26 protein-coding genes are annotated in these 20,907 nt (G+C 69.6%); 9 read left to right on the plus strand and 17 right to left on the minus strand.

What is annotated here, in order from left to right:
• Nucleotides 1–143: 143 nt before the first annotated feature.
• On the plus strand, nucleotides 144–1,391 hold the full coding sequence (locus LG391_RS01070) for an MFS transporter (RefSeq protein WP_225764899.1): 1,248 nt from the start codon (nucleotides 144–146) through the stop codon (nucleotides 1,389–1,391).
• A gap of 141 nt (nucleotides 1,392–1,532) precedes the next feature.
• On the opposite strand, the gene LG391_RS01075 is transcribed toward LG391_RS01070, so the two are convergent.
• Entirely contained in the window at nucleotides 1,533–2,033 is a 501-nt protein-coding gene (locus LG391_RS01075; RefSeq protein WP_225764901.1) for a GFA family protein, read from the minus strand.
• A 140-nt stretch (nucleotides 2,034–2,173) separates the two neighbouring features.
• Here LG391_RS01075 and LG391_RS01080 point away from each other — a divergent pair, with 140 nt between their 5' ends.
• From LG391_RS01080 to LG391_RS01090, 3 genes are all read left to right on the plus strand, one after another.
• Nucleotides 2,174–2,830, plus strand: coding sequence for a 2'-5' RNA ligase family protein (locus LG391_RS01080; RefSeq protein ID WP_225764913.1), 657 nt, complete (start codon nucleotides 2,174–2,176; stop codon nucleotides 2,828–2,830).
• Nucleotides 2,831–2,895: 65 nt separating this feature from the next.
• Nucleotides 2,896–3,255, plus strand: coding sequence for an ArsC family reductase (locus tag LG391_RS01085; protein ID WP_225764915.1), 360 nt, complete (start codon nucleotides 2,896–2,898; stop codon nucleotides 3,253–3,255).
• Nucleotides 3,230–3,454 carry a hypothetical protein gene (locus LG391_RS01090; RefSeq protein WP_225764916.1) on the plus strand — a complete coding sequence of 75 codons (225 nt, stop codon included), beginning with the start codon at nucleotides 3,230–3,232 and terminating at the stop codon, nucleotides 3,452–3,454. Before LG391_RS01085 ends, LG391_RS01090 begins: the two co-directional genes overlap by 26 nt.
• Before the next feature lie 157 nt (nucleotides 3,455–3,611).
• Here the strand turns inward: LG391_RS01090 and LG391_RS01095 are convergent, their stop codons facing one another.
• The 8 genes from LG391_RS01095 to LG391_RS01125 all read right to left on the minus strand — a co-directional run bounded on the left by LG391_RS01095 (nucleotide 3,612) and on the right by LG391_RS01125 (nucleotide 9,979).
• Nucleotides 3,612–4,166, minus strand: a complete 555-nt coding sequence (locus tag LG391_RS01095) for a thioredoxin family protein (protein WP_225764918.1) — start codon at nucleotides 4,164–4,166, stop codon at nucleotides 3,612–3,614.
• 54 nt (nucleotides 4,167–4,220) lie between these two features.
• A complete protein-coding gene (locus tag LG391_RS01100; protein WP_225764928.1) occupies nucleotides 4,221–5,279 on the minus strand; it encodes an alpha/beta fold hydrolase in 1,059 nt (352 codons plus the stop codon).
• 85 nt (nucleotides 5,280–5,364) lie between these two features.
• Entirely contained in the window at nucleotides 5,365–5,937 is a 573-nt protein-coding gene (locus LG391_RS01105) for a GNAT family N-acetyltransferase (RefSeq protein WP_225764930.1), read from the minus strand.
• Nucleotides 5,925–6,197 (minus strand): acyl carrier protein, encoded by a 273-nt coding sequence (locus tag LG391_RS01110; protein WP_225764941.1) that lies wholly within the window; start codon nucleotides 6,195–6,197, stop codon nucleotides 5,925–5,927. Before LG391_RS01110 ends, LG391_RS01105 begins: the two co-directional genes overlap by 13 nt.
• Complete coding sequence (locus LG391_RS01115; RefSeq protein WP_225764953.1) at nucleotides 6,194–7,570, minus strand: FAD-containing oxidoreductase; 1,377 nt, start codon at nucleotides 7,568–7,570, stop codon at nucleotides 6,194–6,196. The genes LG391_RS01110 and LG391_RS01115 overlap by 4 nt, the downstream gene beginning before the upstream one ends.
• Nucleotides 7,571–7,870: 300 nt before the next feature.
• Nucleotides 7,871–8,845 (minus strand): methylmalonyl Co-A mutase-associated GTPase MeaB, encoded by a 975-nt coding sequence (gene meaB, locus LG391_RS01120; protein ID WP_225764955.1) that lies wholly within the window; start codon nucleotides 8,843–8,845, stop codon nucleotides 7,871–7,873.
• A 58-nt stretch (nucleotides 8,846–8,903) separates the two neighbouring features.
• Nucleotides 8,904–9,035 (minus strand): hypothetical protein, encoded by a 132-nt coding sequence (locus LG391_RS34645; RefSeq protein ID WP_255646351.1) that lies wholly within the window; start codon nucleotides 9,033–9,035, stop codon nucleotides 8,904–8,906.
• 26 nt (nucleotides 9,036–9,061) lie between these two features.
• On the minus strand, nucleotides 9,062–9,979 hold the full coding sequence (locus LG391_RS01125; protein ID WP_225764957.1) for an acyl-CoA desaturase: 918 nt from the start codon (nucleotides 9,977–9,979) through the stop codon (nucleotides 9,062–9,064).
• 133 nt (nucleotides 9,980–10,112) lie between these two features.
• On the opposite strand from LG391_RS01125, the gene LG391_RS01130 reads away from it, so the two are divergent.
• Nucleotides 10,113–10,433 (plus strand): metalloregulator ArsR/SmtB family transcription factor, encoded by a 321-nt coding sequence (locus LG391_RS01130; RefSeq protein WP_225764959.1) that lies wholly within the window; start codon nucleotides 10,113–10,115, stop codon nucleotides 10,431–10,433.
• A 70-nt stretch (nucleotides 10,434–10,503) separates the two neighbouring features.
• Nucleotides 10,504–11,226 (plus strand): 3-keto-5-aminohexanoate cleavage protein, encoded by a 723-nt coding sequence (locus tag LG391_RS01135; protein ID WP_225764970.1) that lies wholly within the window; start codon nucleotides 10,504–10,506, stop codon nucleotides 11,224–11,226.
• Between the two features lie 10 nt (nucleotides 11,227–11,236).
• On the opposite strand, the gene LG391_RS01140 is transcribed toward LG391_RS01135, so the two are convergent.
• From LG391_RS01140 to LG391_RS01155, 4 genes are all read right to left on the minus strand, one after another.
• The gene (locus LG391_RS01140; RefSeq protein WP_225764982.1) at nucleotides 11,237–11,509 is read right to left on the minus strand and encodes a hypothetical protein; all 273 of its coding nucleotides are present in this window, start codon (nucleotides 11,507–11,509) and stop codon (nucleotides 11,237–11,239) included.
• 167 nt (nucleotides 11,510–11,676) lie between these two features.
• The gene (locus LG391_RS01145; RefSeq protein WP_225764983.1) at nucleotides 11,677–12,420 is read right to left on the minus strand and encodes a DUF4241 domain-containing protein; all 744 of its coding nucleotides are present in this window, start codon (nucleotides 12,418–12,420) and stop codon (nucleotides 11,677–11,679) included.
• A gap of 53 nt (nucleotides 12,421–12,473) precedes the next feature.
• A complete protein-coding gene (locus LG391_RS01150) occupies nucleotides 12,474–12,671 on the minus strand; it encodes a DUF4241 domain-containing protein (RefSeq protein WP_225764994.1) in 198 nt (65 codons plus the stop codon).
• The gene (locus tag LG391_RS01155; RefSeq protein WP_225764996.1) at nucleotides 12,668–14,524 is read right to left on the minus strand and encodes an ABC transporter ATP-binding protein/permease; all 1,857 of its coding nucleotides are present in this window, start codon (nucleotides 14,522–14,524) and stop codon (nucleotides 12,668–12,670) included. Before LG391_RS01155 ends, LG391_RS01150 begins: the two co-directional genes overlap by 4 nt.
• Nucleotides 14,525–14,720: 196 nt before the next feature.
• Between LG391_RS01155 and LG391_RS01160 the strand changes: the two genes are divergently transcribed.
• Nucleotides 14,721–16,409, plus strand: a complete 1,689-nt coding sequence (locus tag LG391_RS01160; protein ID WP_225765005.1) for a murein L,D-transpeptidase — start codon at nucleotides 14,721–14,723, stop codon at nucleotides 16,407–16,409.
• A 328-nt stretch (nucleotides 16,410–16,737) separates the two neighbouring features.
• On the plus strand, nucleotides 16,738–17,274 hold the full coding sequence (locus tag LG391_RS01165; RefSeq protein WP_225765007.1) for a DUF882 domain-containing protein: 537 nt from the start codon (nucleotides 16,738–16,740) through the stop codon (nucleotides 17,272–17,274).
• Nucleotides 17,275–17,329: 55 nt separating this feature from the next.
• On the opposite strand, the gene LG391_RS01170 is transcribed toward LG391_RS01165, so the two are convergent.
• The 3 genes from LG391_RS01170 to LG391_RS01180 form a co-directional block, all read right to left on the minus strand.
• Entirely contained in the window at nucleotides 17,330–18,046 is a 717-nt protein-coding gene (locus tag LG391_RS01170) for a metallophosphoesterase (RefSeq protein WP_225765017.1), read from the minus strand.
• 27 nt (nucleotides 18,047–18,073) lie between these two features.
• Nucleotides 18,074–18,844 (minus strand): nucleotidyltransferase family protein, encoded by a 771-nt coding sequence (locus tag LG391_RS01175; protein WP_308013033.1) that lies wholly within the window; start codon nucleotides 18,842–18,844, stop codon nucleotides 18,074–18,076.
• Nucleotides 18,845–18,919: 75 nt separating this feature from the next.
• The gene (locus tag LG391_RS01180; protein ID WP_225765019.1) at nucleotides 18,920–19,546 is read right to left on the minus strand and encodes a DapH/DapD/GlmU-related protein; all 627 of its coding nucleotides are present in this window, start codon (nucleotides 19,544–19,546) and stop codon (nucleotides 18,920–18,922) included.
• A 157-nt stretch (nucleotides 19,547–19,703) separates the two neighbouring features.
• Here LG391_RS01180 and LG391_RS01185 point away from each other — a divergent pair, with 157 nt between their 5' ends.
• On the plus strand, nucleotides 19,704–20,591 hold the full coding sequence (locus LG391_RS01185; RefSeq protein WP_225765021.1) for a LysR substrate-binding domain-containing protein: 888 nt from the start codon (nucleotides 19,704–19,706) through the stop codon (nucleotides 20,589–20,591).
• Here the strand turns inward: LG391_RS01185 and LG391_RS01190 are convergent.
• Complete coding sequence (locus LG391_RS01190) at nucleotides 20,588–20,851, minus strand: hypothetical protein (RefSeq protein WP_225765023.1); 264 nt, start codon at nucleotides 20,849–20,851, stop codon at nucleotides 20,588–20,590. The two genes, LG391_RS01185 and LG391_RS01190, sit on opposite strands and share 4 nt — an antisense overlap.
• Nucleotides 20,852–20,907 lie beyond the last annotated feature (56 nt).

Here is a 20,907-nt window from a genome sequence, read left to right on the forward strand (position 1 = left end):
GCTCGCAATGACGGGTGTGAGTTCGCGACAGGGGAGGCCCGGGCCGCACGGACGGGTGAAGATCTTTCACCCGTCGTCGAAACCTTCTCTTTTGCCGCGCCCGTCGCCGCTCGCCATTGTGGGGCCGGACGAGGAGGATCCGGATGATGGCGGTGACAGACGGTAGGCGGCTCGCATCCCCCGGCATCCAGGCCGGGCTGGTGATCCTGGCCGGGGCGCTGATCATGAGCGCCGCCATGGGCTCGCGGCAGACCTTCGGCCTGTTCATCGGGCCGTTCTCCTTCGACCGCGGCGTGCCGGTGACGCTGACCGCCTTCGCCATCGCCCTGCACAACCTGGTCTGGGGCTTCGCCCAGCCCTTCGCCGGCGCCGCCGCGGACCGTTGGGGCTCGGCGCCGGTGGTCGCCTTCGGGGCCGTCGCCTTCGCCGCCGGCCTGGTTCTCACCGCCCTGGCCTCGTCCGGCGTGATGCTGGTGCTCGGCCTCGGCCTCCTGGTCGGCATCGGCATCAGCTGCACCACCTTCGGCGTGGTGCTGACCGCGCTCGGCCGGGCGGCGCCGCCGGAGAAGCGCAGCATGGCGATGGGCCTGGCCAGCGCCGGCGGGTCGCTCGGCCAGGTGCTGCTGGTGCCGCTGGCGCAATGGGTCACCGATCTGTCGGGCACCGCGGCGTCGCTGCTGGTGCTGGCCGGCTGCCTGGTCGCCGTGGCGCCGCTCGGGCTGGCTCTGGATCGCCAGGGCAGGGGCGGCGCGCCGGTGCAGGCCGAACTGGCGATGCCGCTGCGGGCGGCGGTGGCGCAGGCGCTCGGCCATCGGGGATACCGCCTGCTGACCCTGGGCTTCTTCACCTGCGGCTTCCAGCTCGCCTTCATCGGCACGCATCTGCCGAACTACCTGCTGCTGTGCCACATGCCGGCCGGGCTCGGCGCCACGGCGCTGGCGCTGGTCGGGCTGTTCAACATGATCGGCAGCTGGGGCTGCGGCTGGCTCGGCGGGCGGTTCCGCCAGCAGCAGGTGCTCGGCTGGCTGTACCTGATCCGTGGCGCCGCCATCGCCGTCTTCTACCTGGCGCCGAAGAGCGAGGCATCGGTGGTGGTCTTCGCCGCCGTGATGGGACTGACCTGGCTCGGCACCGTGCCGCTGACCAGCGGGCTGGTGGCCAAGGTGTTCGGCACGCGCCATCTCGGCACGCTGTTCGGCGTCTGCTTCCTCAGCCACCAGATCGGCTCGTTCCTCGGGGCCTGGGCCGGCGGCTTCGTGTTCGACGTCACCGGCTCCTATGCCCTGGTCTGGATCGCCACCGCGGTCGCCGGGCTGGTGGCGGCCCTGCTGCATTTCCCGATCGACGACAGGCCGGTCGTCGTCGCGGTGCCGGCGCGCCAGGCGGCGTGAGAATCTGTTCGAGACTGCGCTGGTGTGAGTCGGCTGGCGGCGATTTTGAGAACCGGAGCGCAGCGGACACAAGCCCGTGAGCACCGGAAGCGGAAAAATCGCCGTCAGACGGCCGTACCGGTAGCAGTATCGGACAGGCTCTCAGAACTCCTCGTCCATCAACGGCCGCTTCTTCCGCCTCGGCCGCGTCCACACCACGCCGGGGAAGCCCTTCAGCGGGCGCAGCGGCTCGCCACGATACGTCCATTCCGGCGCCTGCTCGATGGCGATGTGGTACAGCGGCTCGCGGCCGGTGCGGGTCTCGAACAGGGCGCGCGGGATGTTCACCATCTGCGGCGCGTGCGGCCGCTCATACAGCACCGGCGTGCCGCAATGACGGCAGAAGCTGCGCGACCGTCCGGTCTCCTCCTCGACGAAGCGGGCGAGGGCGGTCTCGCCCTTGACGATGCGCACCCGGCTGCGCCAGCACCCGACATAGGTGGCATAGGCGGCGCCATGCGCCAGCCGGCTGTCCTTGGAATGGTCGTGCCAGGCCCAGCGCGCCGGGATGCCGATTTCGATCCGCACCCGGCCGCACAGGCAACGGCCCTCCGCCACCCCCGCCGGCGCCTTCCGGACCTTCCCCATTGCTGCCTTGCTCATCCTCGGCCTCGTCTGCTGCGCCTGGAGAGACTACAGGACGGCACCTGCCAGGACGTGTCAGCTATTCCGGTCCGGGAAACGGATGACGCCGGGCCGCCGCGGGTCCCCGGCAAGCCCGGCAAGGTGTAGGCTCGGTGCACTTGTCGCGGAGCGGACCATCCCGAGTGGCATCGAAAGGCAGTTCCAGAGCGTCGCGCCGCGATCCCAGGCAGCTCTCGCTGGATCTGGGGCTGCCGCCGACGCCCTCGATATCGCCGGACCGGATCTTCTTCGCGATCCTCCCGTCGCCGGCCGACGCCGCCATGATCCGGGCGCGTGCGGAGGCCCTGCGGCTCGATCTAGGCTTGCGGGGGCGGCCGCGGCCGCCGGAGGTCCTGCACATCTCGCTGCAGTTCGTCGGCTGGTACCAGCCTCCGCCCTTCGCGTCGGTCGACCGGGCGATGCGCGCCGCCTGGACGATCGAGCTGCCGCGGTTCGAGGTGACGTTCGATCGGGTGACGAGCTTCGGGGCGGGCACGGAGGCCCGGCCGGTCGTGCTCCGCTGCGCCGAGGGCAGCGCAGCGCTCCTCGACCTCTGCGAGGCTTTCGGTCCGGCAATGGAGGCCGCCGGCCCGCACCGGCGCCGCCCCGGTTCGCCTTCCGGGCTGCACATGACGATCCTGTACGACCGGAAGGTCGTTCCCGAGGCGATCCTCGACGCGCCGATCACCATCCCGGTGCGCGATTTCGCGCTCGTCCACAGCCTCCATGGCGAAAGCCGCTACCTGATCCTCGGCCGTTGGCCGCTGCAAGGGTGACGGCCGTATCCGCAGCCCCTATGGTCGGGCCCGTCCGGCAGACTCAGCACGAGAGCGGAAGCGACATGGCGAAGGCGGTCACGATCTACGGCATCAAGAACTGCGACACGATGAAGAAGGCGCGGGCCTGGCTCGACCAGCGCGGCGTCGCCTATGCCTTCCACGACTACAAGGCGGTCGGGATCGACCGCGCCACGCTCGAAGGCTGGGCGCGCAAGGCCGGCTGGGAGGTGCTACTGAACCGGGCCGGCACCACCTTCCGCAAGCTGCCCGACGCCGCTCGCGAAGGGCTGACCGAAGCCGGGGCGATCGGGCTGATGCTCGACCAGCCCTCGATGATCAAGCGTCCGGTGCTCGACACCGGCGGCACGCTGCTGGTGGGCTTCAAGCCGGAGCAGTATGAGGCGGCGTTCCCGGGGCGCTGAGGCCTCTCGCCGGGCCGAAGGCATTACCGGCGCCTTCGTCTACCAGTTCATCGACACCGGTGCGCCGCATTCGCCGGACCCGCGCCGTGACCTCGACATGGCCGGCTACGGCCTCGTCCGGGTAGACCGGGCCGGCGCCGGGGACTGGGTGCCGAAACAGGCCTTCCAGGTGATTGCCGACCTCTATGGTCAGGGCTGAGGCTTATATCGGCGAATTCGTGATCGGGCTCTTCCCTCTCCTGGGAAAGAACCGTCATTGCGAGGAGGCGGGCCGACGAAGCAATCCAGGGGCCGGTGCGAGCGGCCCTGGATTGCTTCGCTGCGCTCGCAATGACGATTTTGGGGGCTCGCCGGTATCAGACCGCCCTCCACTTGATCGAGCATCCCATCGACGGCACCTGGCCGGCAGGCGCCTGGCCGGTCTCGGCGACCTGGAGCATCGCCTCGACCAGCTCGCGCCGCGCATGCGGCGGGGGCGGTGTGGTCCGGCCCTCGTCCAGCCGGCCGCGATATTTCAGCCGCCGGTGCGAGTCATAGCCGAAATAGTCCGGGGTGCAGACGGCGCCATAGGCCCGCGCCACCGACTGGTCCTCGTCGTGCAGATAGGGGAAGGGCAGGTCGTGCGCCTCGTCGAAGGCCTTCATCTTCTCGAAGCTGTCCTCCGGATAGGCGGCGGCGTCGTTGGAGCAGATCGCGGCGACGCCGATGCCCTCGGACAGCAGCGTCATGGCGTCGTCCACCAGCCGGTCGATCACCGCCTTCACATAGGGGCAGTGGTTGCAGATGAAGACGATCACCGTGCCGCGCGGCCCGGCGACGTCGTCCAGCGAATAGGTCCGGCCGTCGGTGGCGGGCAGGCGGAAATCGGGGGCCGGCAGGTCGAGCTCGAGGGGCGGGGGCGTGGCGGCCATGGCGCGCATCCTTCGCTGCGGGATCCGGTTTCCAGTCTACCCGCAACCAGGCGCTCAGTTCCAAGCGCAGATGCCCAGCGTTGCGCCCTTCGCCAGCAGCGCCCGGGCGTCCGCCTCAGGCACCGCCTGCGACTTGCCGTCGGCGCACAGCACGGTCAGCTCGGCATGGCCGGCCACGTCCAGCAGCAGCTGGTCCCAGTGCCGGTACTGCACGTCATGGCCTTCGCCCTCATAGATCCGGGCCTTGCGCAGGTTCGGGAACTGCGACTGCCAGTACTGCGCCTGGTCGAGCGGGACCGATGCGTCGGCGGTGCCGTGATAGACATAGGCCGGCACCTGGACCTTCGAGACATCGGCCTTCGGCCCGGTGCAGTAGCGGCGGTATTCGGCCACCTGGCCGCGCAGGTCGCCCATCTGGCCGCGGATGAAATAGGTGCGCGCGCCCTCTTCATAGGCCCGGTCGGCGAAGCCCGGGATCCTGCGGGTCGGGCTGGTCTCCGGATAGGCCCACCAAGCCTCCGGGTTCTGCGCCACCTTCATCGTCTCGGCCAGCTCCGCGTCTGACATCTTGCAGGGCTTGCGCTCCGGCCCGAAGCCGGAGGTCGCGGCCAGGAAGTGCAGCGAGATCAGCCGGTCCGGCATCTCTGCCGCGATCTCAGCCAGATACGGCCCGCCGCCGGAGATCGCCAGGGCGGCGGCCTGCCGGATGCCGAGATGGTGCAGCACGGCGCGGACCTCCATCGCATAGTCCTTGGTGGTCCAGCCCGGCCGGAACTCGGTGTCGCCAAAGCCGTTGCGCTCGACGCTGATGAAGCGGAGCTTCAGCTTGGTGCGCAGGCTGCGCAGATATTCTGTCATGCCGAAGGCCCGGGCGCTGGTGCCGGTGCCGCTGACATAGAGCACCGGCCGCCAGCCGGGCTCGCCCTCGTCGATGTAATGCACCACACGGCCGTCCGGCAGCGTCAGCGCCTGCACCGCCGGTCCCATCGGATCGAAGGCAGTCTGCAGATCGGCGAGATCCGAAGCCGGCACCGTCGGCGCCGGGTCGGCGGCGAGAACGGGAGGGCCGGAGAGCGCCAGGACGGCCATGGCGGCCAGCATCGTCGATCGCATCGCGCTCTCCCCCTGGTTTTGTCCCACTCTAGGGTCGGAGAGCCCGCGGATTTGACCGCATCCGCCATCGGCCTGACGGAAGCCGCTAACCCGACACCCTCAGCCGCATGACATGCCGCCGGCTGCCGGCCCGGCCGATCTCGGTGAAGCCGGCCCGGGCGAAGGCCCGGACGAAGCCCATGAAGCGGTAGCTGGGCGAGTCCGGATCGACCGGATACGCCTCGACCACCGTGGCGCCCTGGGCCCGCGCATGCTCCACCGCCGCCGCGATCAGCCGGTCGGCCAAGCCCTGGCCGCGCAGCGGGCGGGGCACGAACATGCAGGCGAGGGACCAGACCCGCTCTCCGTCCTCGGGGCCGCCGAGCGGACGATAGCTCTCGCGCGGGGCGATCGAGCACCAGGCCACCGGCTCGCCGTCGCAATAGCCCAGGATGCCGATCGGCACGCCGGCCCGCACCCGCGCATGCAGCGCCGCCTTGCGGCCGGCGCTATCGAGCCCGACCTCCTGCGGCGTCGCGCGCCAGGCCATGCACCAGCACCATTTCGGCCCGCCGCGGCTTTCGAACAGCCGCTCGAAATCGGGCCAGCGCGCCGCGTCGACCGGATGGAAGGCGAGGGCGGGCGCCGGTTGCCGGGCGGCGCCGGTCACATGTGCCACCCGTGCTTCGGGTCGGCCGTCGCCGGGTCGTAATGCTGGTCGACCAGATCGATCAGCGAGCGGACGGTGAAGACCGAGGCCAGGTCGTCGCGCGGGATCTCCGCGCCCAGCCCCTGCTCGATGTCCCAGGCCAGCCGCGTCACGTCCGCGGGGCCGAGCCCGAGATCCTCCAGCAGCCGGTCCTCCGGCGCGACAGCGCGGCCGGCCGCGGCGCCCAGCACCCGCAGCACCTCGGCCTCGACCCGGTCGCGCCCGCTCATGAGGCAGGCTCCAGTGAGCCGAGCAGGGTCGGCAGCAGCTCGGAGACGGTGGGGTGGATCGGCATCGACCGCTGCAGCACGTCGCAGGGCGCCTTGGCGGTCATCAGGTCCAAGAGTCCGTGCACCACCTCGTCGCCGCCGGTGCCGAGGATGGCGGCGCCCAGGATCTGCCGCGTGCCGGCATCGACCACGACCTTCATGAAGCCCTCGGTCTCGCCCTTCTCGACGGCCCGGCCGACCCGGGTCATCGGCCGCTTGGCGACCAGGATGCGGCGGCCGGAGCGGCGCGCCTCTGCCTCGGTCATGCCGGCGCGGCCCAGCGGCGGGTCGGTGTAGAGGGCATAGGCCGGGATCCGGTCGCTGACGCGGCGGTTGTCGCCGTCCAGCAGGTTGGCGGCGACGATCTCGAAATCGTTGTAGGCGGTGTGGGTGAAGGCGCCGCGGCCGTTGCAGTCTCCCAGCGCCCAGATGCCGGGGACGCTGGTCTGCAGCGTGTCGTCGACGGTGATGTAGCCGCGCTCGTCGGTGGTGACGCCCGCGGCCTCCAGCCCCAGATCGTGGGTGTTCGGCCGGCGCCCGACCGCCAGCAGCAGATGCGACCCTTCGACCACCGGCGCGCCGGCGGTGCAGTCGACCGTCACCGCCACGCCGTCGCCCTGCCGCGCCACGCTCAGGCATGTGGCGTTGGTGCGGAGGACGATGCCTTCCTTCTCCAGGAAGCCGGCGATGGTATCGGAGACGTCCTCGTCCTCACGGCCGATCAGCCTCGGACCCATCTCGATCACCGTCACCCGGGACCCGAAGCGGCGGAACATCTGGCCGAACTCCAGCCCGATATACGACCCGCCGACGATCACCAGATGCTCCGGCAGCGTGTCCAGGTCCATCATCGTGCTGTTGGTCAGGAACGGCACGTCCCTGATCCCCGGCATCGGCGGCACCGCGGCCCGGCCGCCGACATTCAGGAAGATCCGGTCGGCGGTCAGGGTCTCGTCGCCGACCTGGACGCTGCGCGGCCCGGTCAGCCGGGCGTGGCCCTGGATCACGGTGCAGTTCTCCATCCCGCGCACCCAGCTCTCGACCCCGACGCGAGATTTGCCGGAGACGGCGTCCTTGCGCGCCTTGACCTGCTTCATGTCGACCCGCGGCGGGCCGGGCAGGACGCCGCCGAATTCGGCGGCGCGCTGCGCCATCCGGGCGGCATAGGCGCTGGCGACCATGGTCTTGGTCGGGATGCAGCCGGTGTTGACGCAGGTGCCGCCGAACCGCGCGCGCTCGATGATGGCGACACGCTGCCCGGCCCGGCTCAGCCGGTCCGCCAGCGCCGGCCCGGCCTGGCCCGTGCCGATGATGATCGCATCGTAGCTGGTCATCGCCGCCTCCCTGTTGCGAGGGGAGAGGATAGCGCATCCGGCGACCGGGGACGGGATCTCTCGTGCCGCCGGCCGATATTGAATTTTTATGACGATCCGTGGCGTTTCGCTATGATGTGTGCGCCCACGAGCGAAGGAGGCATGCCATGGCCAAGGGTCAAATGCGCAAGCCGAAGGAAGCCAAGAAGCCGAAGAAGGACGCCGCCCTGAAGAAGGGCGCCGCGGCCTCGGCGACGAAGAAGGCCTGAACCCGGCGCCGGCCGGGTCCCTTTCGAGAGACCTGGCCGGCACGGGCTTCGTTCATCCCGTCAGGAACCGCTCCAGCAGCCGTCGCGCCGCGGCGGTGGGCAGCAGGCGGCCGGCGGCGACCTCAGCCTCCAGCCCGGGCAGCGCCTCGGCCACCGCGGGGTGACCGCGCAGCGCGTCCAGCAGGCCGTCGCCCAGCTCGCGCCACAGCCAGGTGCGGGCCTGCTCGGCGCGGCGCTCGGCCAGGGCCTCGCCCATCTGCGCGCGGAACTTGTCGATCGTGTCCCACACCGTGTCGATGCCACGGTTCTCCAGCGCCGAGCATTGCAGCACCGGCGGGGTCCAGCCGCCGGTGCCGCGCAGCAGGGCCAAAGCGTGGCGGTATTCGGCGGCCGCGTGGTTGGCGGCGCCCTTCTGGTCGCCGTCGGCCTTGTTCACCACCAGGATGTCGGCGACCTCGACGATGCCGCGCTTGATGCCCTGTAGCTCGTCGCCGGCGCCGGGCAGCAGCAGCAGCAGGAACACGTCGACCATCTGCGCCACCGCGGTCTCGGACTGGCCGACGCCGACGGTCTCGACGATCACCACGTCGTAGCCGGCGGCCTCGCACAGCAGCAGGGTCTCGCGCGTCCGTCGCGCCACCCCGCCCAGCGTGGCGCCGGCCGGGGAGGGGCGGATGAAGGCGGCGGGGTCGCGGGTCAGCAGCTCCATCCGCGTCTTGTCGCCGAGGATCGAGCCGCCGGAACGCTGCGAGGACGGGTCCACCGCCAGCACCGCAACGCGATGGCCCCGGCCGGTCAGGTGCAGGCCGAAGGCCTCGATGAAGGTCGACTTGCCGACACCGGGCGGGCCGGAGATGCCGATGCGCACGGCGCCGCCGGCGGCGGGCGCCAGAGCCTCCAAGAGCGCCTCGGCGCGCTCGCGATGATCGGCGCGGCGGGATTCGACCAGGGTGATGGCGCGGGCCAGGGCCCGGCGGTCGCCGCCCCGGATCTGCGTCGCCATGCCCTCGACCGTCTCCGCCGTCACCCGCAATCCCTCGCGCTGATTCTGCGTCGGGAAGGCTAGGCGATTTGGCCGGGCGTGCCTATTCGGAGGACGGATCATCCAGGGCGCCCGCCCAGCGCAGCGTCAGCCAGAAGACCAGCGCTCCCCGCGGCGCCGAGACCGCCGTACCGGCCGCACCGAGAAGAGTGGCCCCAATCCAGGCGAACGGCATGACCTTCCTCCCATCGTGAGATCTGCTCAGATCGCTGCCTGTACCGGCTCCACCCGCCGTAGCCCTGGCCGTGGCGGCAGGTCGGCGGGCTGCTTCAAATCCCGGACCAGGCCGAGTCGCTCCAGCCCACGCAGCAGCCACCAGCCGGGATCGGCCTGGCCGCGCTCGACGCCCAGGCGCGCCGAGTCCGGGAAGGCGTGGTGGTTGCCGTGCCAGGACTCGCCGAAGGTGACGAGGCTGCACCAGCGGATGTTGTAGCCCTGCACCGCCACGCCCTCGACCCGCCACCCCTGGTCGCCCCGGCGAGGGGCGAAAGGGCCGCCCAGCCAGTGCCCGGTCAGCGACACCGCCACTCGCATCGGCACGCCCCAGACCAGCCAGGGCAGGCCGCCGAGGCTCCAGAACAGCAGGGCCCAGGGCAGCTGCTGCAGCATCCAGCTGCGCTCCAGGACCCGGTAGAAGCGGTCCCGCAGCACCCGTGTCTCCGGCGCGAAAAGGGGCGGGCGGTCGAGCACCAGCCGGCAGTGCATCTGCCACCAGGCGTCGCGCAGCATCCCGGCCCGATGGGCGTGCAGGTCGTGGCACTCCGCCTGGCGCTGCGCCCAGTCGCGGGTGTCGTGCAGCCGCATCATGCCGATCGGCCCGGCCATGCCGACCAGCGTGCCGAGATAGACCAGCACATGCTCGAGCCACAGCGGCGCCGAGAAGCTGCGATGGATCAGCAGCCGGTGCATGCCGACGGAATGGCCGGCGCAGATGGTGACGGCGGTGGTGGCGACGAACAGCGCCACGGCGCCCCAACTGCTGGCGAAGGGGGCGAGGCCGAGCGCTGCGGCGGTCATGCCGCCGGTCCACAGCGACCGCGCCGGGGCCCATTGCACCCGGCCGTGCACGGCGCTTGTCCCGGGATCGGCGATCATCCGGGCGGTGGAGACGCAAGCCATCGGATCCTCCTGCAGGGTTGCGCCGTGCGGCGAGGTTCTGTATTTAGGTATTTACCTAACTATGCGACGGCGGATCTGTCAATGGTTAGTTAAATGCCTAAATAACTCGCCGGTCCGGCCGGCAGGATGAGTCATGCAGCGCGTCTTCGAAGCCCTGGCCTCGGCCCCCCGCCGCAAGATCCTGGCCTATCTCGCCCATGCGGAGCTGAGCGCGGGCGAGATCGCGTCGCGCTTCGAGATGTCGAAACCGTCGATCTCGCAGCATCTCAGCGTGCTCGAAGCCGCCGGGCTGATCGTCGGGGAGAAGCGCGGCCAGTACATCTATTACCGGCTGCTGCAGGACAACCTGGCCAACACGCTGAACGGCTTCGTCCAGGAGGTCTGCCCGGTCGGCCGACCGCTGAAGCGGGAAAGTGCGCGGCTGGCCAAGGCGAAGCAGACGGGCGAAAGCTGATCCCGATTCCGTCCCGTTGATCGCTGCCGGCAACATCGTCAGGATCGCGCAGCCGAAGCGAGAGGGGCCGATGCTGCAGGGCTGTCTGAACGGAAGCCGCACCAAGTCGTTTCATCCGGCGACGCCGTATACGCCGGAGGAGCTGGCGCGTGACGCCGAGGCCGCGGTGCGGGCGGGGGCGGAGGAGTTGCACATCCATCCGCGCAGCGCCGACGGGGCGGAGAGCCTGGCGCCGGACGATATCGGCGGGGCGCTGCTGGCCGTGCGCGGCCGGGTGCCCGGCATCCCGATCGGCGTCTCGACCCGGTGGCCGATCCGCCCGGGCGGCCGGGCCCGGCAGGCGGACATCCGCGGCTGGGAGATCCTGCCCGACTACGTCTCCGTCAACCTGGTCGAGGAAGACGCGCCGGAGGTGATCGGCCTCGCCTTGTCCAAGGGCGTCGGCATCGAGGCCGGGGTCTGGTCGGTTGCCGATGCCGAACGCCTCGTCCGCCTGCCCGAGACGGGGCGCTGCCTGCGGGTGCTGATCGAGATCAACGAGCAGGACGAGGCCGAGGCGCGGGCCGTGGCCGAAGGCATCCTGGCGGTCCTGGACCGGGCCGGCATCGCGCTGCCGCGCCTGCTGCACGGCTACGAGGCCACCAAATGGCCGATCTACCGCATGGCCCTGGCCCGCGGCCTCGACAGCCGCATCGGGCTGGAGGACGGCGCCCACCTGCCGTCCGGCGAACGGGCGGCGGACAATGCCGGCCTGCTGCGGGCCGCGCGGCAACTGGCCGCCGCGGCCGGATAGCTGCGACACCTCAGTCGGCCAGGCCGCCGATCTGCTCCGTGATCCGTGCGTCGGCGTCGCGCAGCGCGGCCAGCGCCTCCCCGGGCGAGACCGTGTTCCCGCGCTGCGGCAGGAAGGGCAGGGTCAGCGCGGCGACGGCCAGCCCCGAGGAATCGAGGACGGGCGCGCTCATATCGGTCAGGCCGGGCGCCGTCTCGCTCGGCGCAAGGTCGTGCCCGGCCGCGGCGATGCCCTCCAGCCGCTCCGGGATGTCTCCGGCCGGCAGCTCGTCCCGGTTCCCCAACTATCTGGTCAAGGCGCAGGGCCTCAGCATCGCCACGATGGGCGTGGTCAACGCCATCCCCTGGGTGTTCGTGCGCAGCCCGGCGTCCGGAGCCAGTGCGCCGGCGCCGATGCGCGAGAGCCTGGCGGGCGCGATGGCCCCGAGGCGGTAGGGGCCACAAATCCGTATCAGGAACGCGGCCGTTCGATCACCCCGAGATCCGTGGTCAGGGACACGATCCGGCCGGCATCATCCAGGCCGAAATAGGAGATGTAGTAGCCGTCGCCGAAGCCGGTCGAGAACATCGCGACCGTGCCCGGCCCGAAAGGCCGGACCAGCCAGGTCGCGCCGCTCGTCTGGTGCTCGTTCAGGGCGGCGATCAGCTGGCGTTTCGTATTCGGGTCGGCGGCTGCCGCGAGATATGGCTCCTGGACGGTGGCATCCATGAAACTGCCGGTGCCGCTCTCGACCGGAAAGCCGAAGGCGTAGTTCGTCTGCGAGCCGTCGATGGATTCGCCGGGCGGCAAGGCCATCTCCCAACGCACCGCCGGCCGGGCCGAGAAAAGGATTCGGGCATAGGCCACCTGCTGCTCGCCGGAGGGTGCCCTGGCGACCGCAAGCTGCACCGGAAAGCGGCCCGTAGGGACGGCTTTGGTAAAGGGAATGCCGGGGTCGCACGCGAACGGGTCGCAGACCACGATGCGGCCGCTGGGGATCTCGATATCGCCGGGCGAGACAGTGGAAAACTCGACGGGCTTCCCGTCGGCGATGACGCGGGCCTTGGCTCCGGCCTCGAAGGCACTACCGATCATGGCCGATGGCGGTATCTGCCCGTTGTCGGTGCGGGCGGTGGCGCAAGCCGCGACGAGAAGCAGCCCCACCAGCGGTGGGACGCGCCTGACCCAGCCCAGAAGGCTGTTTCCGATGTCCATGATCCCCCTCCCGATGCCGCACGTCCCACCTGTGCCGGGCAGGTTCGCCGATTCTATTTCCCGGCGCGCCATTCCACCACGCCGAAATCGGTAACCAGCGCGACCACGCGGCCGGTCTCGTCCAGGCCGAAATAGGAGGCGTAGAAGCCGTCGCGCCAGCCAGAGGAGAACATCGCCACATTTGCGTGCCCGCATCGCCGGCCGGTCGGCGAAGAGGATGCGCCGGGCTCCTGCCGCCGCTGCACGGTCATGACGCCGCGACCACCTCCGGGTCGCGGTTCGGCCGCTCCGGCGCCGCCAGCTCGCCGCGCTCCGCCGCCTCCTGCTGCCGGCGCCACATCTCGGCATAGCGGCCGTCCTCGGCCAGCAGCTGGGCGTGGCTGCCGCGCTCGGCGATGCGGCCGTCGGCCAGGACGATGATCTCGTCGGCGTCGATCACGGTCGACAGGCGGTGCGCGATCACCAGCGTGGTCTTGCCCCGGCTGACCTCGCGCAGATTGGCCTGGATCTCACGCTCGGTGTTGGTGTCGAGCGCCGAGGTCGCCTCGTCGAACAGCAGGATCGCCGGGTCCTTCAGGATGGTGCGGGCGATCGCCACGCGCTGCTTCTCGCCGCCCGACAGCTTCAGCCCGCGCTCGCCGACCTTGGTGTCGTAGCCGTCGGGCAGGCGCAGCACGAAATCGTGGATGCGCGCCATCTGTGCCGCCGCCACCACCTCGTCGTCGCTCGCCCCCGGCCGGCCATAAGCAATGTTGTAGCGGATGGTGTCGTTGAACAACACCGTGTCCTGCGGGACGATGCCGATGGCGGCGCGCAGGCTGGATTGCGTGATGTCGCGGATGTCCTGCCCGTCGATCCGCACCGACCCGGCGGTCACGTCGTAGAAGCGGAACAGAAGGCGGCTGATGGTCGACTTGCCGGCCCCGGTCGGCCCGACGATGGCGACGGTGTGCCCGGCCGGCACGGCGAAGGTCACGCCCTTCAGGATCGGCCGCCGCGGGTCGTAGCCGAACTCGACATCGGTGAAGCTGACCGTGCCGCCCTGGACCAGGAGGGGTTGGGCCCCCGGCGCGTCCACCACCTCCGGCGGCACCCCGAGCAGCGAGAACATCTTCTCGATGTCGACCAGCGCCTGCTTCACCTCGCGATAGACGAAGCCGAAGAAGTTCAGCGGCAGGTACAGCTGGATCAGATAGGTGTTGGCCAGCACGAAGTCGCCGACCGTCAGCCGGCCCTGGACGATGCCGGCGGCCGCCATCCACATCACCGCGGTCAGGCCGGCGGCGATGATCGCGGCTTGCCCGATGTTCAGCAGCGACAGCGACACCTGGCTGCGCACCGCCGCCCGCTCGTAGCGGATCAGCGATGCCTCGTAGCGCCGTGCCTCGTGGTCCTCGTTGCCGAAATACTTGACCGTCTCGAAGTTCAGCAGGCTGTCGATCGCCTTGGTGTTGGCTTCCTGGTCGGTCTCGTTCATCTGCCGGCGGTATTTGGTCCGCCATTCCGTCACCCACAGGGTGAAGGCGATGTAGAGGACGACGGTGGCCAGCGTCACCAGCGCGAACCACAGGTCGAGGATCCACCACAGCACGGCGACGACGAACAGGATCTCGACCAGCGTCGGCAGGATGTTGAACAGCATGAAGCGCAGCAGCGTGTCGATCGCCGCGTTGCCGCGCTCGATCGCCCGCGACAGGCCGCCGGTCTGGCGGTCGAGGTGGAAGCGCAGCGACAGGCTGTGCAGATGCTGGAAAGTGGCGAGGCCGGTGCGGCGGATGGCGCGCTGCGCCACCTTGGAGAAGATGGCGTCACGCAGCTCGCCGAAGGCCAGGCTCAGCACCCGGGCCGCGCCGTAAGCCAGGATGACGCCGACCGGCAGGATCAGCGGCAGCCCGCCCTTCACGGACAGGGCGTCGATCGCATCCTTGTAGAAGATCGGGGTGTAGACGCTGGCGACCTTGGCGGCGACCAGCAGCAGCACCGCCGCCACCACCCGGGCCCGCATCTCCAGCTGGCCGGCCGGCCAGAGATAGGGGGCGAGCGAGCGCAAGGGATGGCGACCCTTGGCGGCGTCGATGACGGAAGGGGGCGTGTCGGCGTTCATGGTGCGTACCCTAAGCGGGCGATCCGCGGGCGGGAAGGGCAAAGCCATCCATTGGCCGTCAGGAGTATATTGATAAAATTGAATGATTATGTTGCTATGCGGCAACGCTGTGTGACTTTCACGATCGCATCACGGCAAAAGGACTCCTCTAGGCCTGGTGCCGCGCTACGTATCTTAGGATTGCTGGAGATTGCCGATGCGACGCCTCGTTGTCCCGCTTCTGTCCCTCCTGCTCGGCACGGCGGCCCTGCCGGCCGCGGTGCAGGCCGGGCTGACGCCGGCGGCCGCGTCGCTGGAGTCGGGCTCACTGTCCGACCCGCGGGCCGCGATCGAGGCGGCAATCGGCGATGCAGACACGGCCACCGTCGGCGGCGTGGTGCTGAAGGCGCGGGAGGTGCGCGACTTCTACGCCGGCCGCGGCTGGTTTCCACTCTGGATCGACATGGACGGGCGGCTCGACCCGCGCGTCGGGCCGATCGTGGCGCGCCTGGCCAAGGCGCGCGAGGAGGGGCTGGTCCCGTCCGACTACTATGTCGACTCGCTGAAGGAGCTGATCCGCTCCCCCGACACCGGCGACGTCGTCGCTGCCGAGATCCTGCTCAGCGCCGCGGTGATGCGGTACGGGGTTGACGTGCATGCCGGCCGTCTGGTCCCGCGCGAGATCGACAAGACCTTCGACATTACTCCAAAGCCGGTCGACCGGGCGGCTTTGGCCACCGCGGTGTCGATGCTGCCCGATCCCGACCGGTTCCTGGCCGATCTGGCGCCGAAGCACGCGCTGTACCAGCAGCTGAAGGGCGCGCTCAGCGGCTATGAGACGCTGGCCGAGGCCGGCTGGCCGACCATCCCGCCGGGCGAGAGCCTGCGGCCGGGGCAGGAGAGCGACCGCGTGCCGGTGCTGCGCGCCCGTCTGGCCGCCACCGGCGAATTCGTCGGCGATCCCGCCGACCAGAGCCGCATTTATGATCCGCAGCTGGTGGCCGCGGTCGAGCAGTTCCAGGGCAAGCACGGGCTGAAGCCGGACGGCATCCTCGGCCGCGGCACCCTGGCGATGCTGAACCGGCAGGGGCCGGAGCGGATGAACCAGATCGTCGCCAGCATGGAGCGGCTGCGCTGGCTGCCGGACGATCTCGGCCCCGACTACCTGATGGTCAACATCGCCGCCTTCACCATGGACGTCGTCGCCGACGGCCAGCTGGTGCGCACCATGGACGTCGTGGTCGGCGAGGCCAAGAACCAGACGCCGCTGTTCAACAGCGCCCTGACCTATCTCGAGTTCAACCCGACCTGGACAGTGCCGCCGTCGATCGCCAGCAAGGAGTACCTGCCGAGGCTGCGCAACAATCCGGGCTACCTTGCCAGCCGCAACTACCGGCTGTTCTCCGGCTGGGGCAGCGGCTCGCGCGAGATGAGCGCCGACTATGTCGATTGGAACGGCATCGGTGCCGGCACCATGCGGTCGCTGCGCATCCGGCAGGAGCCGGGGCCGGGCAACGCCCTCGGCAAGGTCAAGTTCATGATGGCGAACAACTGGAGCGTCTATCTCCACGACACGCCGTCGAAGAGCTACTTCAAGCGCGCCAACCGCGCCCTGTCGCATGGCTGTGTCCGGCTGCAGGATCCGATCTGGCTGGCGGACTATCTGCTCGAAGGATCGCCCGACTGGTCGCCGGCCCGGCGGGAACGGGTGATGGGCAGTTGGACCCCGACGACTCGAATCAACCTGCCGACTCCGATGCCGCTCTACCTCGTCTCCCAGACCGCCTGGATCGATCGGACCGGCGAGGTGGCGTTCCGCGACGATATCTACGGCATCGACGCCAAGGTCATCGCAGCCCTTCAGGCCCGTGAAACCCGGCGCGAACAACTCGCATCTTCACGCTGAAATCCTCGTACGATTCAAGCGTTGCTCCGACGGGCGACCGAATTTCGGTCGCCCGCTTCTATTTTTCCTTGATGAATTCGAATTGGTGCAAAATCTATATTGAGACTCTATGATTTTTTACTTGTCATTTCACCAAAGATGCGACAGATATACCACAATGTTGCCGATATGCCACAGCGTTTCTTTGTAAAGCTGAGAAGAAACTGTTGATTCCCGCTTCGCCCTGCTTCACAAAGGACGCCATCGAACGCCCGGCGCCGAGTATAGGCGTGTAAAGCGTCAGAAATGCCGGATGCGCGGTTAGTGAAGGTTAGGAGCAGCGGGAACGATGCAGAGACGGCAATTCCTGAGGATGTCGGCCGGGGCTGTTGCAGCCGCAGCCGTCGCGCCAATCGCACCACTCTCAGCCCTTGCCGCCACCAATCGACGAACGCTCCATCTCTACGACGCTCACAATCTGGTCGAAATCAAGGAAGAGTACTGGGCCGACGGCTGGTACAACCCGGACGTCCTGGCCAAGTTCAATTACTTCCTGCGCGACTGGCGGTCGGACGAGGTCCGGGGGATGGACCCGAAGCTGCTCGACATCCTGTATTCGCTGCAGCGCAAGGGTGGGTCGGACGAGCCGATCCATGTCGTCTGCGGCTATCGCTCCCGCGCCACCAACGCCATGCTGGCCCGCCGCAGCCGCGGCGTCGCGCGCAACTCCCTGCACATCCAGGGCCAGGCGGCGGACATCTTCATGCCGAATATGAGCCTGGCCAGCCTGCGCCGGAACGCGATCGGGCTGCAGGCCGGCGGCGTCGGCTACTACCCGCGGTCGAATTTCGTCCACGTCGACACCGGCGACATCCGCACTTGGTGACGCCGCATCGACGGGCAGGGGCCGCCGCAGGGCGGCCCTTTCCGTTTGGGCACGCTCACAGCTCGATCAACGCATAGGGGCGGCCGCTCGGCTTCTCGATCGCCCAGGCGACATTGTAGACCGGCGCCCCGGCGGGGGTGTGGCCCTGATACACGCCGCGATGGGCGTGGCCGTGAACCACCGCGCTGACGGTGAAGCGGTCGATCGTCTCCGCCAGGCGCGAGGAGCCCAGGAAGGGATAGATCTCCAGCGGCTCGCCCTCGATCGTCTCGGAGATCGGGGCGTAGTGCAGCACCACCATCGCCCGCTGTGTCTTCACCGTCCGCATCGCGTTCTCCAGCCGCATCGCCTCGGACACGGCCACGGCGACGAACTCCTTGGTCTCCGGCTCGCCGAAGGAGCCCAGCATCCGCCGGCCGAATCCGCCGGCGAAGCCCTTGACCCCGACGAAGCCGACGCCATCGATCTCGACCGCGCTGCCGTCCAGCAGCCGCAGCCCGGCCTGCGTCAGGATCGACCGCACCGTCTCGACCTCGCCGCATTCGTAGTCATGGTTGCCCAGCACGCCGATCACGGGAATCGGGCAGGCGTGCAGATCCTCGGCCAGCCGCTCCGCCTGCCGGACCGTGCCGGTGTCGGTCAGGTCGCCGCACAGCACCAGGGCGTCGGCCGCCCGGGCGATCTCGCCGAACATCTCGCGCAGCGGGTCGGACTGGTCCTTGACATGGATGTCGCCGATCGCGGCGACGGTGAATTTTCCGTTCTCCGCCATGAGTCGGTCCCGTTCTCCTGTCTCGTCTCACGCGTCGCGCCAGTCGCCCTCGCCGCCGACATCGGCGAAGCCCCATTGCTCGACCGCGGCGGCGTAGTCGACCCGCGACAGCATGCGGCCGCGGCACACCTTCATCTGCGGCGGCGGCAGGTCGAGCTGATGGCGCAGCCGGTCCATCAACTCGTCCATCAGCCAGCGCGGCACCCGGTCGCGCTCGGTCGGATAGACCCAGCGGAAGTTGAGCAGATGGACCAGCAGCATCTCCCAATGCAACTCCATGTAGCCGAGCAGACGCTGCCAATCGATCTCGTCGTGCTGCTTCAGGATGACATGGATGACGTCGGCGCCGTCGTAGCGGTGGCGCATCTGGATGAAGGCCTTGGACCAGATCAGCTCGGTCGGCGCGACGATCCGGACTTGGCTGCCGAAGACCTCGATCTCGCGGGCATGCTCGAACCACTGGTCGTTCACCGGCATGGTGCCGTTCGACGAGGCGTAGATCACGTCGAAGAAGTGCCGGCCCTTGTGCACTTTGCCCAGCCAGCGCTCGTCCTCGATCTCGACCGAATAGCCGAGGTCGTGGAACACCCCGAGGATGCGCGGGCTGTCCCCGGCCTTGCAGAAGATGTCGAGGTCCTTGGTCGGACGCGAGATCCCGGTATAGGCGCTGACGGCGTAGGTTCCGGCCAGCAGGAAGGGCAGGCCGGTCGCCGCCAGCTCGCGCAGCGCTTCGGCATAGAACGCCTCGGCCTGCGGATCGTGCAGCGTCGGCGCGGCGGCGGCGATGATCGACGGAATCGGCCGGTCCTCCCGGTTGCGACTGCGGGCGTTTCAACAACCGGTTATCGAAGCGGTCAGTTCCGTCGCCGGCCGTCAGCCCCGGCTTTCGTGCCGGGCGCAGAATTCCTCGGCGTCGAGCGTCCGGAAGTCCTGCAGCGCCGCGCGCAGCCGGTCATGCGGCCAGTCCCACCAGGCCAGGGCCATGAGGCGCGCCTCCACCGCCTCGGTCACCCGGCGGCGGATCGGCCGGGCCGGGCTGCCGGCGACGATGGTGTAGGGGGCCACGTCGCGGGTCACGACGGCGCCGGCGCCGATCACCGCCCCGGTGCCGACGGTGACACCGGGCAGCACGATGGCGCCGTGGCCGATCCAGACATCATGGCCGATCGCCACCCGGTGGTCGCGGCGCCAGGCGAAGAAGTCGGTGTCGTCGGTGTCCGCCAGGCCATAGGCGGCGGAGCGGTAGGTGAAGTGGTGCTGGGTCGCCCGCCAGGTCGGGTGGTTGGGGGCGTTCAGCCGGGTGTAGGCGGCGATCGAGCAGAACCTGCCGATCTCGACGCACCAGGCCATCGACCCGTCCATCAGGTAGCTGTAGTCGCCGAGCGCGACCTCGTTCAGCACGGCATGGGCACCGATCTCGGTGTAGAGGCCGAGACGGCAGGACGAGACCCGGGCGGTCGGGTCGATCAGGGGCTCGGGGCCCAGGGTCTTGGTGCTCATCGGGTTCTCCGGGCGAGGCTCGTATAGAGGTCTAGACAAGTTCGATGACGGTTCTGCTGTCGCCCGGATGACGATCGTCCTTGCCGCTGCCGCTTGTGCCGCGCCGCGGACCCGCTAGGCTGCGCCGCGTCCGGACAGTGTCCCCTCGGCTGCGTGAATGCCCGCTTCCTCCCATCTCGGCCTGCCGCCGCTCAACGCCCTGGTCGTGTTCGAGGCGGCGGCCCGGCTGGCCAATTTCTCCCGCGCCGGGGCCGAGCTGGGCCTGACCCAGAGCGCGGTCAGCCGCCAGATCCTGAAGCTCGAGGCCTTCATCGGCGGCAAGCTGTTCCAGCGCACCCCGTCCGGCGTCAGCCTGACGCCGCTGGGCGAGAGCTATGTCGCCGAGATCCGCCGCATCCTCGGCGACCTGGTGGCGGTGACGCACGGCGTCCGCGGCTCGGCCGGGCCGCGCCAAGTGACCTTGGCCTGCTCGCACGGCATTGCTGACCTCTGGCTGATGCCGCGGCTGCAGGCGCTGGACGCCGCCCTGCCGGGGATCGAGCTGCGCCTCAGGGTGACCGACGACGTCCAGCATCTGCGGCTCGACGAGTTCGACCTCGCCATCTTCTACCGGCGCGAACGGCCGACCGGCGTGGCGCTGCATGTGCTGGGCACCGAGGACGTCGTGCCGGTCGCGGCGCCGGGCCGGCCGGGGCTGCAGGACGACCCGGCGCCGACGCTGCTGGCGATCGAGGATTCGCTGCGCGAATGGACGGACTGGCCGCACTGGTTCGGCGCGGCGTCCATGACGATACCCGCGAAGGCGAGGTTCTGGCGGCTCGGCTCCTACGCCCTGGCGGTGCAGGCGGCGTCGCAGGGCCTGGGCACGGCGCTGGGCTGGACCTGGCTGCTGCGCGACCAGCTGGCCTCGGGCGCGCTGGTGCCGGCGCATGGCTTCCACTTGCGCTCGGAAGGGTCGTTCTACCTGATGCGGCCGCTGGACCGGCATGTCCGCCGGGTGGTGCGCCAGGCCATGGACTGGCTGGTCGCCAGCAACGCCGGCTAGGCGCTAGGCGTCGCCGGCCGCGCCCGCATCCGCCGGGCCTTCACCATGCCGATGATGGTGAACAGCATCCAGAAGGCCTGGGCCACGAAGGAGGCCAGGTTGAAGCTCCACAGCAGCGAATACATCACCAGCACGCCCCCGACGATGTTCAGCAAGGCGTAGCGCCAATCCGTGATCGTGAGGACCTGCAGCTGCGCCAGGGCGTAGGCGTGCAGATAGGCCAGAACACCGACAAGGCCAACCACATCCGGCAGACTCACGATTCGACCTCGGGGCAGCGAAGGCGCCCTGCATAGGTGGCGGCCGGACGAAGCGG

The organism is Inquilinus sp. Marseille-Q2685 (genome assembly GCF_916619195.1).
GTDB lineage: Bacteria > Pseudomonadota > Alphaproteobacteria > DSM-16000 > Inquilinaceae > Inquilinus.

Coding starts and splice junctions, on each gene's coding strand:
- LG391_RS01070 (WP_225764899.1), top strand. CDS start 144: ATGATGGCGGTGACAGACGGTAGGCGGCTCGCATCCCCCGGCATCCAG.
- LG391_RS01075 (WP_225764901.1), bottom strand. CDS start 2,033: ATGAGCAAGGCAGCAATGGGGAAGGTCCGGAAGGCGCCGGCGGGGGTG.
- LG391_RS01085 (WP_225764915.1), top strand. CDS start 2,896: ATGGCGAAGGCGGTCACGATCTACGGCATCAAGAACTGCGACACGATG.
- LG391_RS01090 (WP_225764916.1), top strand. CDS start 3,230: ATGAGGCGGCGTTCCCGGGGCGCTGAGGCCTCTCGCCGGGCCGAAGGC.
- LG391_RS01095 (WP_225764918.1), bottom strand. CDS start 4,166: ATGGCCGCCACGCCCCCGCCCCTCGAGCTCGACCTGCCGGCCCCCGAT.
- LG391_RS01100 (WP_225764928.1), bottom strand. CDS start 5,279: ATGCGATCGACGATGCTGGCCGCCATGGCCGTCCTGGCGCTCTCCGGC.
- LG391_RS01110 (WP_225764941.1), bottom strand. CDS start 6,197: ATGAGCGGGCGCGACCGGGTCGAGGCCGAGGTGCTGCGGGTGCTGGGC.
- LG391_RS01115 (WP_225764953.1), bottom strand. CDS start 7,570: ATGACCAGCTACGATGCGATCATCATCGGCACGGGCCAGGCCGGGCCG.
- LG391_RS34645 (WP_255646351.1), bottom strand. CDS start 9,035: ATGCCGTTCGCCTGGATTGGGGCCACTCTTCTCGGTGCGGCCGGTACG.
- LG391_RS01125 (WP_225764957.1), bottom strand. CDS start 9,979: ATGGCTTGCGTCTCCACCGCCCGGATGATCGCCGATCCCGGGACAAGC.
- LG391_RS01130 (WP_225764959.1), top strand. CDS start 10,113: ATGCAGCGCGTCTTCGAAGCCCTGGCCTCGGCCCCCCGCCGCAAGATC.
- LG391_RS01135 (WP_225764970.1), top strand. CDS start 10,504: ATGCTGCAGGGCTGTCTGAACGGAAGCCGCACCAAGTCGTTTCATCCG.
- LG391_RS01145 (WP_225764983.1), bottom strand. CDS start 12,420: ATGGACATCGGAAACAGCCTTCTGGGCTGGGTCAGGCGCGTCCCACCG.
- LG391_RS01150 (WP_225764994.1), bottom strand. CDS start 12,671: ATGACCGTGCAGCGGCGGCAGGAGCCCGGCGCATCCTCTTCGCCGACC.
- LG391_RS01155 (WP_225764996.1), bottom strand. CDS start 14,524: ATGAACGCCGACACGCCCCCTTCCGTCATCGACGCCGCCAAGGGTCGC.
- LG391_RS01160 (WP_225765005.1), top strand. CDS start 14,721: ATGCGACGCCTCGTTGTCCCGCTTCTGTCCCTCCTGCTCGGCACGGCG.
- LG391_RS01165 (WP_225765007.1), top strand. CDS start 16,738: ATGCAGAGACGGCAATTCCTGAGGATGTCGGCCGGGGCTGTTGCAGCC.
- LG391_RS01170 (WP_225765017.1), bottom strand. CDS start 18,046: ATGGCGGAGAACGGAAAATTCACCGTCGCCGCGATCGGCGACATCCAT.
- LG391_RS01180 (WP_225765019.1), bottom strand. CDS start 19,546: ATGAGCACCAAGACCCTGGGCCCCGAGCCCCTGATCGACCCGACCGCC.
- LG391_RS01185 (WP_225765021.1), top strand. CDS start 19,704: ATGCCCGCTTCCTCCCATCTCGGCCTGCCGCCGCTCAACGCCCTGGTC.